The sequence below is a fragment of the Micromonospora sp. AMSO12t genome (assembly GCF_008806585.1).
GTDB lineage: Bacteria > Actinomycetota > Actinomycetes > Mycobacteriales > Micromonosporaceae > Micromonospora > Micromonospora reichwaldensis.
This window is the reverse complement of the sequence record NZ_WAAS01000046.1, coordinates 1-14,368: the sequence shown is the minus strand read 5'-3', so window position 1 is coordinate 14,368 and position 14,368 is coordinate 1. Positions and strand designations below refer to the sequence as shown.

Below are 14,368 nucleotides of genomic sequence, written 5' to 3'. Positions count from 1 at the left end.
CACCTCGCCCAGCTAGGCCCTCCATCTCCAGGGCCCGCCGGCATCGGAGCGCGCCCCGGATGGTCAGGCCCGCTCGGCGAACTCGACCACGAACGCGTGCCACGCCGCCACGTCATCGAACTGTGGGGAGCCGCCGGTCCAGCCAGGCGAGCAGGATCTGTGCGTACTGCGGGCTGATGCCGGCCAGGTTCTCGGCCTCGTGCAGGGTGGGCGCGTGGTCGCAGCCGGCCAGCCGGGCGATGGTCAGGTCTGCCGCAACGGCCGCCCGGCGCCACACCGTCAGGCTCTTCTCGATCGGGATCCAGGCGTCGGTGTCGCCGTAGCAGAGCAGCACCGGGCAGGTCAGCGCCGCGAATACCGGTTCCGGATCGAAGTCCATGTCGGCCCAGGCGCCGGGCTCCGGCACCTCGCGCGGCAGGAACGCCAGCGGGAACCAGGGCCGCTCGACGGCGGCGTCCAACTCCGCCTGGGCGACCGCCCGGGACAGCCCGCCGCGAAGGTACGCCTCTGTGACCCCACGCAGCCGGTCCAGCTCGGCGAGGTCGGCGTCGCCGTACCCGTGGCGGCGAAGTTGCTCGGCGGTGCCGTACCGCATCTGCCGGGCCGGGCTGACCCCGCTGCACCCGACGAGCACGAGGAGGTCGACCGGGTGGCGGCTGGCGGTCAGCGCCACCGCCCAGGCCCCCTGGCTGAACCCCCACAGTCCGACCGGGACATCACCGACCTGCCGGCGCAGCACGTCCAGGGCCGCCGCCGCGTCGTCGGCCTGGGCGTTCATCGGCACGTCGCGTCCGTCGATCCGGGGGCGCCGGTCGTAGCGCAGCACCGCGATGCCGGCAGGCGGCAGCAGCCGGGCCAGGTGCTCATAGAGGAAGTACGACCGGTTGTCGGCGTGGGAGCCGTGCAGCACGGCGAGGGCGCCCCGGGCCGGCCCGGCCGGCAGGTTCAGGGTGGCGGGGAGTTGCTGCTCGCCGACGCTCAGCTCCATGCAGGGCAGTCAAACACCGACCGGGCGTCTCCGTCTCGCCCGGTGAGGAGCTGGCGGCGCGCCGATGCGGTCCACCGCCAGGATCGGGCGGCCCTTGCGGCTCGCGTGGGACTGTCGAGCTGATGTCGCAGACGATTCACCGCCATCTGGTGTCGCAGCGAACCAGGCATCGCCTGATGTCACAGACGACTCAGCTCGACAGCGTCGCGCGACCTGTTCGCCCGCGGGCGGGCTCCGTCACCGCCGCAGGAGGCGCGAATCATCCGGTCAAGGCTGCGTGACGAGGCGCCAGCTCGACTGCTGGCGGTCACAAGCCGTCTCCCGCGCGGCGCTCGGGTTTGGCTGGGTGTCCGCGATCCTGCTCGCCCGCGCCGGGCCCGACGTGCGCTTCGGACGTCAGGCCCGCTCGGCCAGTTCGGCGACGAACGCGCGCCAGGCCGCCGGTGTGAAGGCGAGCGCCGGACCGGCCGGGTCCTTCGAGTCAGGGACGGCGACGACGCCGTTCAGAGGGCGAACTGCCGGGCCACCTGGTCGGCGACCTCGTCTTCGCACATCCCGGGGACCAACCGTATCGCCCGCACACCGAGCCGGTCGGTCTCGACGATCAGGCGCTCGGTGAACAACCGGTCGCGTTCGCTCAGATTCTGCCTCGCCCGTTCCGGATCACTGGTCTTCGCCGGGATCTGCCAGGTCGACCCTCGCTGGGCGAGGGCGGCGTCGCGGAAGTCCGCCGTCGGCAGCAGCCACACCGCGCGATCGACCTCGGCGAGCAGTGGCTTGACCAGGTGCGGGAGGAGCCGGAAGCCCTCGGCCACCACGCGAGTGCCTGCCGGCAGGCTCAGCAGGTCGTCCACGATCAGGTGGAACGCCTCGCCGTGGAACCAGTGGAACGTGTCCAGCATGATCTCCGGGGAACGGGTGAGCCAGCGCTCGTCCATGTCCATCGCCTTGAACCGGTCCAGGCAAGGCGCTTCCTCGGCGGTAACACGGTCGGCGTGGTCACCCATGACATCGTCGGTGGCGTACAGATGCAAGCCGTACCGGTTGGCGAGCCGACGCGCGATCGTCGACTTACCGCTCGCAGGTCCACCGCCGATCCAGAACACGTTGCCAAGGCCCTCACGTGCGGCATCCGTCGTCAGGTCAGCCTGTCGGGTGTGCATCCCCTCGGCCATGGCTCCGCTTGCGCAGGTGCCGAGGTGCCCTTGAAGGTGGTCCACACACCATGTGTAGCGGATACGCCATCCGACGGGAGGACTGCCGGGCGGTCATCGTCGGTGCGGCCTCGCCTGTTTCGCGGTCCCCATGAGATTGGCGGTCCGTAGGCGTGACTGACGTTGTGGCAGGCCGAGAAGCCGATCGCGGCCCAGTCGCTTTCCCGTCTCCAGCGGAAGAGTTCGGGGGCCTGGCGAGGGGCGGGAGGAGGGCTCGCGTCCTCCGCGTCAGCCGGTCTGGGGGAAGGCGTGACCGCGTCCCGGGTGTTCAGGCCCGCTCGGCCAGCTCGGCGACGAACGCGCGCCAGGCCGCCGGTGTGAAGGTGAGTGCCGGGCCGGCCGGGTCCTTCGAGTCACGGACGCCGACGACGCCGGGAAGATTGTCGGCGACCTCGACGCAGTTGCCGCCGTTCGAGCTGCTGCGGGTGCTCTTGCGCCACTGCGCGCCGATCAGGTCAGCCATGATCTTGCCTCAAGGAAGTCGATGGATTGGTCTCGCGGAAGCGCGAGCGATCTCACGGTATCCCACACGGCCCAGAGCGGAGCAACGTCATTTGTGATGCGGCCGGTGGCCTGATCGTCGAGGTAGCCGACGTCCTCCCCGTCGCTCGTCGTGGCGATGACGAACGGTCCGGCCTGCCCCGGGTGGAAGCCCGCCTTCAACGGCAGGACATGCACCATGACGTTTGGTCGCGCGGCCACCTCAGCCAAGTGGTCGAGCTGGGGCACCATGACTGCCGGCGTGCCTCGCCGCAACGCCGCCTCATCGATCACGAAGACTGAGAGGGGCGGGCGGGGCCGCTCGAATACCGCAGCCTGCCGTCGCAGCCGCGTTTCGACGTAGCCGGCTGCGTCGGCTACGAGGGGGCCGCTGGCGAGTACCGCGCGGGCGTACTCCTCGGTCTGAAGAAGCCCGGGAATGACAGTGGATTCGTAGCAGCGCAGGCCGGCTGCCTCGCGCTCGATGTCCGTCCATGGCTGGAACCACGCTGGCTCTCTTCGCTTCAGTGCGTCCGGCCAGAGCTCTTCTATGTCCTTGTTCAGGATCTCGGCGACCCGGGCACGGTGACGGGTCTGCGGGATTCGTCCCTGGCTCACCCAGCGTGCCGCCGTCTTCGGATCGACGCCGATCTGAGCTGCGAGGCTCTCCGCAGTCTCGCCGGCCTTCGCCATCGCTACCTGAACCGCCCGGTTCATCCCTGCTCCTCGCCTGAACGTCCTGAATATCCCCGGTACAGACTGCTACGCGGTGTGATCGGCTGGCAACCCTCGGCAGGGTGCCAAGTGGACGGCGCGAGCCGGTGGAGGCATCCCGAGGCCCGCCGGTCGTGCCGCGAGGGGGTCGCCGCCGGGCGAGCATCCGTGGCGGCCCCCTCCTCCACACCGACGGACGAGGGGAAAGACCTTGCCGGAGCGCCAGCCGGACCCGAAGCCCGACCCGAAGCCCGCGCTGCGGCAGATCAGGTCGGGTGACGTCCTGCACCTGACCCGGTCCGCGAGCCCGCAGTTCGTCCGCCCGATCTCCGTGCGCGTGATTCGCGTCCTGACCGACTGGCACACGTACCACGGTTGGTGCTGGATCGACGTCTACCAGCTGGGCGCGCGCGGCGACGCCGTGGACCGGCGCTCGCTCTACGTGTGGTGCGAGGGGGTCCGCTGGCGTACCGCAGCTCCGGCCTCGTCGGCGCAGGCCCACCGCCGTCCCGTGACCCGCCGCCGGGTCACAGCGTGACCCGGCGCCGCGACCACCTGCCCACCCGGCCCACCTGGCGCTGCGCGGCCTGCGGCATCGCCTGGCCGTGCTCGGCGGCGAAGCTGCGGCTGCTCGCCGAGTACCGGACGGACCGGCCGGCCCTGCTGATCCACCTGGCGACCCTTCAGGCCGAGGCGGGCGAACAGCTCGCCGCGCTGGACCACGCCACGACGCCGGCCGGCCTGACCGCCCGCTTCACCGCCTGGGCCCGCCCGCGCTGACCGCGCCATCGGAAGCGCCGGCACGGCAGACAGCGGCACGGCAGACAGCGGCACGGCAGACAGCGGCACGGCAGGCACCGGCAATGCTGGTCTCCGTCGAAAGATGTAGTGGACGTTCGTTCCGTAGGGCGAGTCGACAGGATCGACGCCGGCACAGAATGGGTCCGTGCCCCAACCCACCGCAAGCACCGCATGAGCGTCGGACTGCTGCTGACGCTCGCCGGCCTGGCCCTGGTCGACAGCACGAGCATCGGCACGCTCTTCATCCCCGTCTGGCTGCTGCTCGCTCCCGGGCCGGTCAACGCCCGACGGATCCTCGTCTACCTCGGCACGATCGCCGTCTTCTACTTCGGCATCGGGCTGCTGCTCGCCCTCGGCGGCAGCCGGCTGGCCGACGTCCTCGGCGGGGCGATGGACAACCGACCGGTGCTCTGGGTACAGCTCGTCCTCGGGGTCGGGCTGTTCCTGCTCAGCTTCCGCTACGACAGCAAGCGGCGTCCGCGCAGCGGCGGGGTGCTGCGCTGGCGGGACCGGGCCACCGCCGGCGACTCCTCCGCGCGGTGGCTGGTGGGGCTGGCGCTGCTCGCCGCGCTCGCGGAGGTGGCGACGATGCTGCCGTACCTCGGCGCGGTCGGCCTGCTGACCACCTCGGGTCTCGGCGCGGCCGAGATGGTGGGGCTGCTCGCCGGCTACTGCCTGGTCATGATCCTGCCGGCGGTGCTGCTGCTGGCGGCCCGGATGGCGCTGCCGAGGCTGGTCGAGCCGGTGCTGGCCCGGCTCAACGCCTGGATCATGCGAACCTCGGGCAGCATGCTCGGCTGGATCCTCGGCATCGCCGGCTTCCTGGTGGCCCGCGACGCCGCGGTCCGGTTGGGGCTGTTCGGCTAGGCCGACGGATCAGGTGGTGATCCGGTCGGGGCGGGCGTAGACGTTCATCGCCTCGCCGCGCAGGAAGCCGACCAGCGTCAGCCCGGCCTCCTCGGCCAGCTCCACCGCCAGGGTGCTCGGCGCGGAGACCGCCGCGAGCAGCGGCACCCCCGCCATCCACGCCTTCTGGGTCAGCTCGAAGCTCGCCCGCCCGGAGACCAGCAGGACGTGCCCGGCCAGCGGCAGCCGCCGCTCGCGGACCGCCCAGCCGATGACCTTGTCGACGGCGTTGTGCCGGCCCACGTCCTCGCGCAGCACCACCAGGTCGCCGTCGGCGGTGAACAGGCCCGCCGCGTGCAGGCCGCCCGTGCGGTCGAAGCCGCGCTGGGCCGCGCGCAGCCGGTCCGGCAGCGCGGTCAGGACCGCCGCCGGCACGGTCAGCGGGTCGTCGCCCACCGCGAAGACCGATCGGGTACGCACGGCGTCGATGCTCGCCTTGCCGCACACCCCGCAGGAGCTGGTGGTGTAGAAGTTCCGCGCCGGATCGACGGCGGGTTCGGGCACGCCGGGCGCCAGCACCACGTCCACCACGTTGTACGTGTTGGGTGTCTCCGCGCCGGCGCAGAGCTGCGCGGTGCGTACGTCGTCGGCGGAGCGGATCAGCCCCTCGGTCAGCAGGAAGCCGATCGCCAAATCGAGGTCGTCGCCGGGCGTACGCATGGTCACCGCGAGCGGCCGTCGCCGGCCGGGGCCGGCCGCGCCGACCCGGATCTCCAGTGGTTCCTCCACGGCGAGGCTGTCCTGCCGGCGTACCGAGGTGCGGCCGGTCGCCGCGTCGAGGTCGATGCGGAGCACGCCGCGCCGGTCAGTCGCCCGTCCCATCCCGCCATCCTGCACCCCCGGGCCGGGGCGCCGCGCGGCGACGGCCCGTCCGTATCCGCGATGTACGCGACCTGTACGCCGCCCGCCGTACGGTGTGACCGTCCGCAGGAGGAAGTCCGGAGAGGGTGGGCCATGGCCGTCAGGGTCGCTGTCGTGGACGACGGGTCGCTGACCTTTCGGGGGGTCGCCGACGCCCTCGGGCGGGCTCCAGGGGTGACCGTGGTCGGCGTGTTCCCCTCGGTCGAGCCGGTCGCCGCCCTGCGGGACGCGCCGCAGGTCGTCGTCGCCGACCGCTGCGCGGAGTCGAACGCCGGCCCGTGGTGGCCCGACGGGCCGGCGTTCGTCGTCCTCGCCACGTGCCAGGACGCGGTACGGGTGCGGGCTGCCCTGGACGCGGGCGCGCTCGCCTATCTGGGGCGGGACGTCGACGAGGCCACCCTGCTGCGGGCGGTCCACGCCGTCGGGCGGGGCGACCTGTACCTCGACGGCGCGGCGCGCGTCGCCCTGCTGCCCGACGCCGTCGCCGATGTCTGCGACGGCGGTCCGCCCATGCTGACCGCCCGGGAACGGGACGTGTTGCGGCTCGTCGCCGAGGGCCTCACCCACCAGCAGATCGCCCGCAGGCTCTGCCTGTCCAAGTCGACGGTCGACACCTACACGCATCGCCTGCGACAGAAGACGGGCGCGGTGAACAAGGCGGGACTGACGCGGATCGCGATGGCGTTCGAGGTGAACCCCGCCGCCTAGGACCGCGTGGCAGTCACGTCAGCCCCGGGTCTGCACGAGGAACGAGTAGCCGATCTTCTTCGTGCCGTTCCAGTTGTACATCGGGTAGCACGGCCCCGGCGACGTCCACGAGCTGACGTACGCCGGCCGGGCCGCGTTGCACGCCTTGAGCGTGGAGTAGAGCGGGCTGTTGTAGGCCGCCTGGGCGGGCGCGGCCAGGCCGAGCACCGTACCGCCGGCCACGGCTGCGACCGCGATGAGGCTGCGGACGCGCGGGCGGCGCGGAGTCTTCGCCATCGTTGCTCCTTTCTTCGCTTCGGCCGTCAGGGGCCGAGGGTGTACCGGTTGGAGAATCGGGGTGGGACCGGCGGTCGCCACCCCCGTGGGCCGTCTCTGATGGGCACGGCAGAACCGGACCCGAGATCTGCCGTGCCCCGTCCCTCGCCGAGCCCGTCGCTCGGGAGGGCCGCGTTACAGGACCAGGCTGCACCGGCGGCCGTCCACGATCACGTCCCACTTCTGTGTAGGCCGCCGCTCCACACGGGAGAGCCGGGCAACCTCTCGCCCGTTGCCTCGCATCTCCCGGCGAGGCGTCGGGCGGATACCGTGGCCCGGTGGACGCGTACGCGGCGGTGGTGCTGGCGGGTGGGGCCGCGCGCCGGATGGGGGGCGTCGACAAGCCCGCCCGGACGGTCGGCGGCCGGCCCATGCGGGACCGGGTGCTCGCCGCGGTCGCCGACGCCGCACCGCGCATCCTGGTCGGCCCGGCCGGACCGGTGCCCGCCGGGGTGCGGGTGACCCGGGAGGAACCGCCGGGCGGCGGCCCCGTCGCCGCCGCCGCGGCCGGGCTGGCCCTGCTCGACGCCGGTACGCCGGTGGTCGCCCTGCTCGCCGCCGACCTGCCCCTGCTCACCCGCGCGGCGGTCGGGGAGTTGCTCGGCCACCTCGACGCCGGTCACGACGGCGCCTGCTACGTCGACGGCGACGGGCGGCGGCAGACCCTCTGCGGCGTGTGGCGGGTGGCCCCGCTGCGCGCCGCCCTGGTCCGCCTCGCCGCCGAGCGCGCCAGCGGGCAGCCCGACGGGTCCGCCGCGTCGCTGGCGGGGGCACCGATCAGGGCGCTGCTCGCCGCGCTGCGGGTACGCGAGGTGCCGTGGGCCGGTGCCGGCCCGCCGCCCTGGTTCGACTGCGACACTGACGAGGACGTACGCCGGGCGGAGGAGTGGGCGCGATGACGGTCATGGACGACTGGGTGACGGCGGCCTGTGCCGAGCTGGACCTGGATCCCGCCCAGGTGCCGGTGCCGGCCGTGCTCGACCTGGCCAAGGACGTGGCGCACCAGGTGCTGCGGCCGGGCGCGCCCGTCACCGCGTACCTGCTGGGGCTGGCGGTCGGGCGGGGCGCGGACCCGGCCGGCGCCGCGGCCCGGCTCAGCGCGCTGGCCGCCGACTGGCCGGTCGGGCTCGGCGCCGAACGCCCGGGCGGGACACCCGCCTGACCTCCGCTGTCCGATCACGGTCGGGCTGATTCGCCTCCCCCGTTCCGTGGGTAGGGTGACCGTGACGGACGGAGGCGATCATGACGGCGGACCACCCCTCGGCGCCGGGCGGCGACTCGCCCGGCACCCTGCCGGCGCACCACGAGCCGATCCTGCTCGACGAGCCCAGCACGGCCGACCTGCGGGCCAAGGTCACCCAGGCCTGGCACGAGTTCGCCCGGGCACTCGCCGAGCGGTTGGCGGCGCTCCCCACGGGCACGCACGTGGAGCTGACCCTCGACCCGACGGCCTCCGGCACCGGCGACGCGGTCTACTCGGTCAGCATCGACGTCGGCGAGGAGGGCCGGCTGGCCGCCCGCGCGGTCGGCAACGCCACCCTGCCGGAGGGCTACCGGCTGGACCGGGCCGCCGTGGCGGACATGATCGCGCTCGGCTGGTCGCCGCCCGGCGTGGTGCCGGGCTCCGGCGAGCACTTCGGGCTGGACAGCGGCACCGCCGAGGCCGCCCGGCTGGCCGCCCTGCTCACCCGGACGCTGCGCGACGTCTACGGCGCCCCGCACCCCGCCTTCCTCGTCTACCTCATCCACGACGCCGAGGGCGAAGCGCTGCCGGTGGAACCGCTGGGCACCGCGCGCAGCGAGTTCGGCCCCGACCGCAACGTGGAGGCCGACCTGGACGAGGCGCTCGCGGCGGCCGCCGCCGCCCAGGCGCCCGAGCACGACACGGCCGCGCTCGCCGAACAGGTCCGCACCGTCGTCTCGACCATGCTCAAGTCGGAGCCGGACCGGTTGCAGGTCGACTCCGACGGCGACATCAACATCCGCGCCGGTTCGGCGATGGTCTTCGTCCGGGTCCGCGACAACCCGCCGCTGGTGGACGTCTTCTCCCCGGTGCTGACCGAGGTCGAGCCGACCGAGCGGCTCTACGTGAAGCTCTCCGAGCTGACCAACCGGATGCCCATCGGCCGGCTCTACTGCGCCGACGACACCGTGTGGGCGTCCATCCCCGTCTTCGGGCGCAACTTCCAGGCCACCCACCTCATGCTCGCGGTCCAGGTGATGACCGGGCTCGCGGACGAGCTGGACGACCGCCTGCACGGCGAGTTCGGCGGGAAGCGGTTCTTCGGCGAGGGCGACAAGCCGGTCAAGCGGGACCAGGAGGAACACCGCACCGGCATGTACCTCTGATCCACGCCCCACCACCGGCAGGCGGCGGGGTGGAGCACGGACCGGTGGTGGCGGGTGGAGCCCGGAAACCCCGAGAAACCGGGCCCCACCCGCCGGGGAGGGAGGATCAGGTCACGGGGAGCCAGTCGAGGCTCCGGGCGGTGGTCGGATCGGTGGCCCGCAGGCCGGCGGCGGAGACGGTCCAGAGCACGTCCCCGACCAGCAGCGACCGCAGGACCGGGCCCGCCGGGCCGGTGTGGGAGACCGTGCCGACCTCGCCGATGTCGGTCCCGGACACCCGCAGCAGGCGTACGTCGTCGCCGACCGGCAGCGCGACCAGGCCCGTCTCCGGGTGGTGCAGGAAGGCGTGCGTGTCGTGCTCCAGCGCGGAGTACGCCTTCGGCACGTGCCACTGGTCGAGCCGGCTCGGCCGGGCGGGGTCGCGTACGTCGAACAGCGAGACCTGGAGCCCCTGCGCCCGTCCCCGCCGGTCGGCCTCCTGGCCCACCCCGAGCAGCCGGCCCTCCGGCAGCGGGTGCAGGTACGCCGAGTAGCCGGTGATCTTCAGCTCCCCGGTGACCCGGGGCGCGGTCGGATCGGTCAGGTCGACCGCGTAGAGCGGATCGGTGAGCCGGAACGTGACCACGTACGCGGAGCCGCCGAGGAAGCGCACGGAGTAGATCCGCTCGCCCGGGCCGAGGCCGGTGACCGCGCCCGTCCGGACCAGCGTGTGCCCGTCGGGACGCAGCACGTGGACGGCGGACTCCGAGTTCGGCCGGGTGCCCCAGGCGTCGCCCGTGGTGGTGGCCACCCGCAGGTGCCCCTGCCACTCGGAGAGGGCGTACTGGTTGACGAGCGACCCGGGCACCGAACCGGAGGCCACGTAGCGGGGACGCCCGGGCGCGCCGGTGTCGAACCGGTGGATCTCGGTGACCTGCGGGCCCGGCCGCCGGACGTCCCCCCGGAACGAGCCGGGCCTGGGCGGCACCGGCCGTTCCCCGGCGAGGTAGAGACTGCTCCCGGTGCCGTAGACGGTGGTGGCGTCGGCGGCGACGCTGACCGGGTCGCCGTCGCCGAGGCGGTCGCCGGCGAGGTCGAAGCTCAGCACGGTCAGCATCGACGTGCCGGACCAGGCGGGCGGCCGGCTCAACCGGTCGCAGCCGACCCGGCCGGTGTGCCGTTCCGCCCCGGCCGTCCACTCGTACGCCGGCAGCCACGCCTCCACTCCGGCGGCGGCGATCACCGCGCGGTTGGCGGCGGTCCGCGTCGCGTCGGTGCCCCGTTCGGCGTACGGGAAGACCAGTTGGGGGCGGCTGCGGACCACGACCCGGGCGGTGTTCCCGGTCTGCCGGGCGTCGACGAGGCTGCCGTCCATCCGGTAGGTGCCGAGCACCCGCGGCGTGCCCGCGAGGTCGACGAGGATCAGGCGCGGCGCGGTGCGGGCCCGCGCGGCGCGGGTCGTCGACTGGAGTTCCGCGCCGATCTGGGTCAGCACCAGCGCCCGGTCGCCGTGCAACAGCAGGGTCGCCTGCTCACCCCACGTCAGCTCCGGCAGCGTCCGCGTGAGGTCGAGGCGGCCCGTCTCCCGGCGGGCGGCCGGGTCCACCACCCGCAGCACGCCCCGGGTGACGGTCACGATCCGCCGCCCGTCGGTCTTGACCAGGTCGGGTTCGTCCGCGCCGGCCTCGTGCACGTTGGTCGTGGAGTGCTCCTGGGCGGGCTGGGCGGACTGGGCTGACGCCCGGGACCCGGACGCGTCCTTGGCCACGTCGCCGAAGGCGGCCCCGGTGCGCCAGCCGTTGCCGAAGCCCCACGGGCCCACGGACGCGTCGGCGGCGGCACGGAGCCCGCCCAGCGCCTGGGCGCAGGAGTCGTAGGAGACCAGCACGGGCGCGGTCGTCGGCTGCCTCGGGCCCGGTGGGTCGGGCGGCGCCGCCGGGATCGCGCTGCCGCCGAGCAGGGTGAGCGCGGCCAGCGTGCCGACCGCGAAGATGTGGGCTCCCCGTGTCATGGCCGGTTCGACGCGCCCGGCCGGCGGGTGGTTCCGGCCCTCCGCCGACCTTCCGCGCCGCGTTTCCCGCCGGGCCTGCCCCGGTCAGCGGGGCGAGGGGCCGACGCCGGGGGAGTCCACGAGCCGGGAGAGCACGATGGTGCTCCGGGTCGAGGTCACGAAGGACTCGGCCCGCAGCCGTTCCAGCGCCGCCTCCAGGTGCCCGATGTCGGCGGCCCGCAGGTGTACGAGCGCGTCGGCCTCGCCCGAGACGGTGTACGCGCCGACCACCTCGGGGTGCCGACGGGTGGCGACCCCGATCTGGGCCGGGGTGGTCCGGCCGGCGCAGAACAGCTCGACGAACGCCTCGGTGGTCCAGCCGACGGCGGCGGGGTCGACGACGGCGGTGAAGCCCCGGATCACGCCGGCCGCCCGCAGCCGGTCCACCCGCCGTTTGACCGCCGGAGCGGAGAGCGACACCCGCTGACCGATGTCGGCGTACGAGGCGCGGGCGTCCGCGACGAGCAACGCAATGATCCGCTGGTCCACGTCATCTATCTGCAACGTTCCGCCTCTGGGAAGCAACGGTTGTGGCTGTTACCAAAGTTCGAGGGTACCTACCCTTGGTCATCGTGAACCAGCAGCGAGTCGCGCGAAAGCGGACATATCTCATGTGCTCGCCCGAGCACTTCGCGGTCGAGTACGCGATCAATCCGTGGATGGACGTGACCACCCCGGTCGACTCGCAGCTTGCGGTCAAGCAGTGGGACCGGCTGCGGGAGAGCCTGGTCGGTCTCGGCCACGAGGTGCACCTGCTGACTCCCGAGCGGGGCCTGCCCGACATGGTCTACGCGGCCAACGGGGCGTTCGTGGTCGACGGCACGGTCTACGGCGCGCAGTTCAAGCACGAGCAGCGGGCCGCCGAGGCCGCCGCGCACCGGGCGTTCTACGAGTCGCAGGGCTGGCGGTTCATCGCGCCGATCGAGACCAACGAGGGCGAGGGCGACTTCGCGTACCTGCCGGAGGCGCACGGTGGGCTGATCCTCGCCGGGCACGGCTTCCGCACCGAGCTGCCGGCGCACGCCGAGGCGCAGGAGGCGCTCGGCCGGCCCGTGGTGTCGCTGCGCCTGGTCGACCCGCGCTTCTACCACCTGGACGTCGCGCTCGCCTCGATCGACGACGAGAACGTCGTCTACTACCCGGGCGCCTTCTCCGCCGCCAGCCAACGGGTGCTCACGCAGCTCTTCCCCGACGCGGTGGTCGCCGACGCCGAGGACGCCCTGGCCTTCGGCCTCAACCTGGTCAGCGACGGGCTCAACGTCGTGCTGAACAGTGAGGCGACCCGCCTGGCCGGGAAGCTGAAGGCGGCCGGCTACCACCCGGTCCCGGTCGAGCTGGCCGAGCTGAAGAAGGGCGGCGGCAGCGTGAAGTGCTGCATCGCCGAACTCCGCCACTGACCTGCCGCTCCGCCGCCCCACCGCCACCGGACGCGTGGGGGTGGGGCGGTTTGGTGGTTCAGCCGAGCGTGGCCAGCTCGGTCACCAGGACGTTGGACAGCACCTGGCCGTCGAGCTGGACCTCGCGCAGGTACCACCGCTGCTGCGGCGTACGGGGCTGGTTGAACTGCCACAGCCCGCGCGGGCTGTCGATCTGGCCGATCTTGCCGAGGGCCAGGTTGACCTGCTGCGGGGTGGGTGACCCGCCGGCGATCCGGATCGCCTGGTCGAGCACCTGCGCGGCGTCGTACGAGGCCATCGCGTAGGTGGTCGGCGAGGTGCCGTGCTTCTTGCGGTACGCCGAGGCGAACCGGCGGTTGGCCGTGTTGTTCAGGTCGGACGAGTAGTTCAGCGCCGTCTGGATGCCCAGCGCGTCCTCGGCCTTGACGCTGCTCAGCACGGCGCCCTCGGTCAGGAAGCCGGGGGCGTAGACCTTGCCGGTGAACCCCTCGATGCGCAACTGCTTGATGAACTCGACGGCGGCCGGCCCGGCGAAGAAGCAGAACACCGCCGTCGGGTTCCGGCCCAGCGCCTTGCGGATGTCGGCCCGGTACGCGGACTTCGACGGGTTGGTGAAGACCTCCGTCGAGACCACCGCGTCCTTGATCCGGGGGTCGGACTCGCCGAACTCCTGCCGGAAGCCCCGCACCACGTCCTGGCTGCCGACGCTGTCCGGCGCGATGATCGCCAACCGCGCCGACGGCTCCAGCTGTTCGCGCAGGTAGCGGCCCAGCGCCCGGCCGGCCTCGTCGAGCACGTACGACGTCCGCCAGATGTAGACGACGCTCTGGAGGCTGGACGGCGAGGCGTTGGAACCGATCAGGGGCACCCGGGCCTGTTCGACGGTGTCCCGGATGCCGGACATGACGTTCGCGTCGACCACGCCGGTGAGGGCGAGCACGCCCTGCTTCAGCAGCCCCTCGACGGCGGCCTTGCCGGTCTTGACGCTCTCGCCCTCGTCGGCGGTGAGCAGGGTGGTGGGGTGCCCGCCCAGCAGCTTGTCGTTGAGATCGAGGAAGAGCTGGAAGCCGTTGGTGATCTCGTCGCCGATCGCCTTGAGGCCGCCGCTGGTCGGCGCCACGAGGCCGATCTTGATCGGGCTTCCCGTGCCCGCCTCGCCGTCGGCGTCGTCGGTGCCGCACCCGGCGACCAGTCCGGCCGTACCGAGAGCGGCCAGCAGTTGGAGGGCCCGCCTGCGGTTCATCTGCGACACCGAGTTCCTTCCGGGGAGCGTTGCAGGGCGGATCACGCCCCCTCGGCGTTCTACCCGGTCAGCGACGCTGCGTCAATGCTTAGCGATCTTTCCGCAGCGATCGGAAAGCAGCCGTGATCTCTGGCCATGCGGCGGACTCCGGATCGATGAGCCCGAAATGCTCGCATTCCGGCAGCTCAACGAGGTGAACGTCGCCGCCCGCCGCCCGGCCGGCGGCGACGAACTCCCGACTCATCCCGACCGGGACGTGCTCATCGAGTGAGCCATGCGCAACTACTGTCCGTGTCGGAATGGGCACCAATGAACGTGGATCCGCTGCGGCGTACCGCTCGGGGTGGTCCGCCGGGCCGCCGC

General features: G+C 72.9%; 18 protein-coding genes and 1 pseudogene. 8 read left to right on the top strand and 11 right to left on the bottom strand.

Going from position 1 to position 14,368, the window contains the following annotated elements:
- Positions 1-112: 112 nt before the first annotated feature.
- From F6X68_RS10040 to F6X68_RS10020, 5 genes are all read right to left on the bottom strand, one after another.
- A complete protein-coding gene (locus F6X68_RS10040; protein WP_151453999.1) occupies positions 113-988 on the bottom strand; it encodes an alpha/beta hydrolase in 876 nt (291 codons plus the stop codon).
- Positions 989-1,384: 396 nt separating this feature from the next.
- Positions 1,385-1,540, bottom strand: coding sequence for a DUF397 domain-containing protein (locus tag F6X68_RS10035; protein WP_151453998.1), 156 nt, complete (start codon positions 1,538-1,540; stop codon positions 1,385-1,387).
- The gene (locus F6X68_RS10030) at positions 1,492-2,163 is read right to left on the bottom strand and encodes a hypothetical protein (protein WP_225852121.1); all 672 of its coding nucleotides are present in this window, start codon (positions 2,161-2,163) and stop codon (positions 1,492-1,494) included. The genes F6X68_RS10035 and F6X68_RS10030 overlap by 49 nt, the downstream gene beginning before the upstream one ends.
- A gap of 307 nt (positions 2,164-2,470) precedes the next feature.
- Entirely contained in the window at positions 2,471-2,665 is a 195-nt protein-coding gene (locus F6X68_RS10025) for a DUF397 domain-containing protein (protein ID WP_151453997.1), read from the bottom strand.
- Entirely contained in the window at positions 2,653-3,399 is a 747-nt protein-coding gene (locus tag F6X68_RS10020) for a helix-turn-helix transcriptional regulator (RefSeq protein ID WP_151453996.1), read from the bottom strand. The genes F6X68_RS10025 and F6X68_RS10020 overlap by 13 nt, the downstream gene beginning before the upstream one ends.
- A gap of 208 nt (positions 3,400-3,607) precedes the next feature.
- Between F6X68_RS10020 and F6X68_RS10015 the strand changes: the two genes are divergently transcribed.
- The 3 genes from F6X68_RS10015 (at position 3,608) to F6X68_RS10005 (ending at position 5,064) form a co-directional block, all read left to right on the top strand.
- Positions 3,608-3,934: a hypothetical protein gene (locus F6X68_RS10015; protein WP_370518930.1), complete on the top strand. Its 327-nt coding sequence runs from the start codon at positions 3,608-3,610 to the stop codon at positions 3,932-3,934.
- Positions 3,931-4,176 carry a flavin reductase gene (locus tag F6X68_RS10010; RefSeq protein ID WP_151453995.1) on the top strand — a complete coding sequence of 82 codons (246 nt, stop codon included), beginning with the start codon at positions 3,931-3,933 and terminating at the stop codon, positions 4,174-4,176. Before F6X68_RS10015 ends, F6X68_RS10010 begins: the two co-directional genes overlap by 4 nt.
- A 192-nt stretch (positions 4,177-4,368) precedes the next feature.
- Positions 4,369-5,064 (top strand): GAP family protein, encoded by a 696-nt coding sequence (locus tag F6X68_RS10005; protein WP_151453994.1) that lies wholly within the window; start codon positions 4,369-4,371, stop codon positions 5,062-5,064.
- 9 nt (positions 5,065-5,073) lie between these two features.
- On the opposite strand, the gene fdhD is transcribed toward F6X68_RS10005, so the two are convergent.
- On the bottom strand, positions 5,074-5,925 hold the full coding sequence (gene fdhD / locus F6X68_RS10000) for a formate dehydrogenase accessory sulfurtransferase FdhD (protein WP_151453993.1): 852 nt from the start codon (positions 5,923-5,925) through the stop codon (positions 5,074-5,076).
- Between the two features lie 132 nt (positions 5,926-6,057).
- On the opposite strand from fdhD, the gene F6X68_RS09995 reads away from it, so the two are divergent.
- Positions 6,058-6,672 (top strand): response regulator transcription factor, encoded by a 615-nt coding sequence (locus F6X68_RS09995; RefSeq protein WP_151453992.1) that lies wholly within the window; start codon positions 6,058-6,060, stop codon positions 6,670-6,672.
- Between the two features lie 18 nt (positions 6,673-6,690).
- On the opposite strand, the gene F6X68_RS09990 is transcribed toward F6X68_RS09995, so the two are convergent.
- Entirely contained in the window at positions 6,691-6,948 is a 258-nt protein-coding gene (locus F6X68_RS09990) for a hypothetical protein (RefSeq protein ID WP_151453991.1), read from the bottom strand.
- A 317-nt stretch (positions 6,949-7,265) separates the two neighbouring features.
- Between F6X68_RS09990 and F6X68_RS09985 the strand changes: the two genes are divergently transcribed.
- From F6X68_RS09985 to F6X68_RS09975, 3 genes are all read left to right on the top strand, one after another.
- Positions 7,266-7,886 carry a molybdenum cofactor guanylyltransferase gene (locus F6X68_RS09985; protein ID WP_151453990.1) on the top strand — a complete coding sequence of 207 codons (621 nt, stop codon included), beginning with the start codon at positions 7,266-7,268 and terminating at the stop codon, positions 7,884-7,886.
- The gene (locus F6X68_RS09980; RefSeq protein ID WP_151453989.1) at positions 7,883-8,149 is read left to right on the top strand and encodes a DUF6457 domain-containing protein; all 267 of its coding nucleotides are present in this window, start codon (positions 7,883-7,885) and stop codon (positions 8,147-8,149) included. The genes F6X68_RS09985 and F6X68_RS09980 overlap by 4 nt, the downstream gene beginning before the upstream one ends.
- 80 nt (positions 8,150-8,229) lie before the next feature.
- Positions 8,230-9,336 (top strand): YbjN domain-containing protein, encoded by a 1,107-nt coding sequence (locus F6X68_RS09975; RefSeq protein WP_151453988.1) that lies wholly within the window; start codon positions 8,230-8,232, stop codon positions 9,334-9,336.
- Between the two features lie 106 nt (positions 9,337-9,442).
- On the opposite strand, the gene F6X68_RS09970 is transcribed toward F6X68_RS09975, so the two are convergent.
- Entirely contained in the window at positions 9,443-11,326 is a 1,884-nt protein-coding gene (locus tag F6X68_RS09970) for a beta-propeller domain-containing protein (protein ID WP_151453987.1), read from the bottom strand.
- Between the two features lie 84 nt (positions 11,327-11,410).
- Entirely contained in the window at positions 11,411-11,869 is a 459-nt protein-coding gene (locus F6X68_RS09965) for an Lrp/AsnC family transcriptional regulator (RefSeq protein WP_132240496.1), read from the bottom strand.
- A 59-nt stretch (positions 11,870-11,928) separates the two neighbouring features.
- Between F6X68_RS09965 and ddaH the strand changes: the two genes are divergently transcribed.
- Positions 11,929-12,762: a dimethylargininase gene (gene ddaH, locus F6X68_RS09960; protein WP_358118729.1), complete on the top strand. Its 834-nt coding sequence runs from the start codon at positions 11,929-11,931 to the stop codon at positions 12,760-12,762.
- Between the two features lie 58 nt (positions 12,763-12,820).
- Here ddaH and F6X68_RS09955 read toward each other — a convergent pair whose 3' ends face one another.
- Both F6X68_RS09955 and F6X68_RS34145 read right to left on the bottom strand, forming a co-directional pair.
- Positions 12,821-14,014, bottom strand: coding sequence for an ABC transporter substrate-binding protein (locus tag F6X68_RS09955; protein ID WP_151453986.1), 1,194 nt, complete (start codon positions 14,012-14,014; stop codon positions 12,821-12,823).
- A 79-nt stretch (positions 14,015-14,093) separates the two neighbouring features.
- Positions 14,094-14,368: pseudogene (locus F6X68_RS34145) on the bottom strand (alpha/beta hydrolase); the annotation flags it as partial.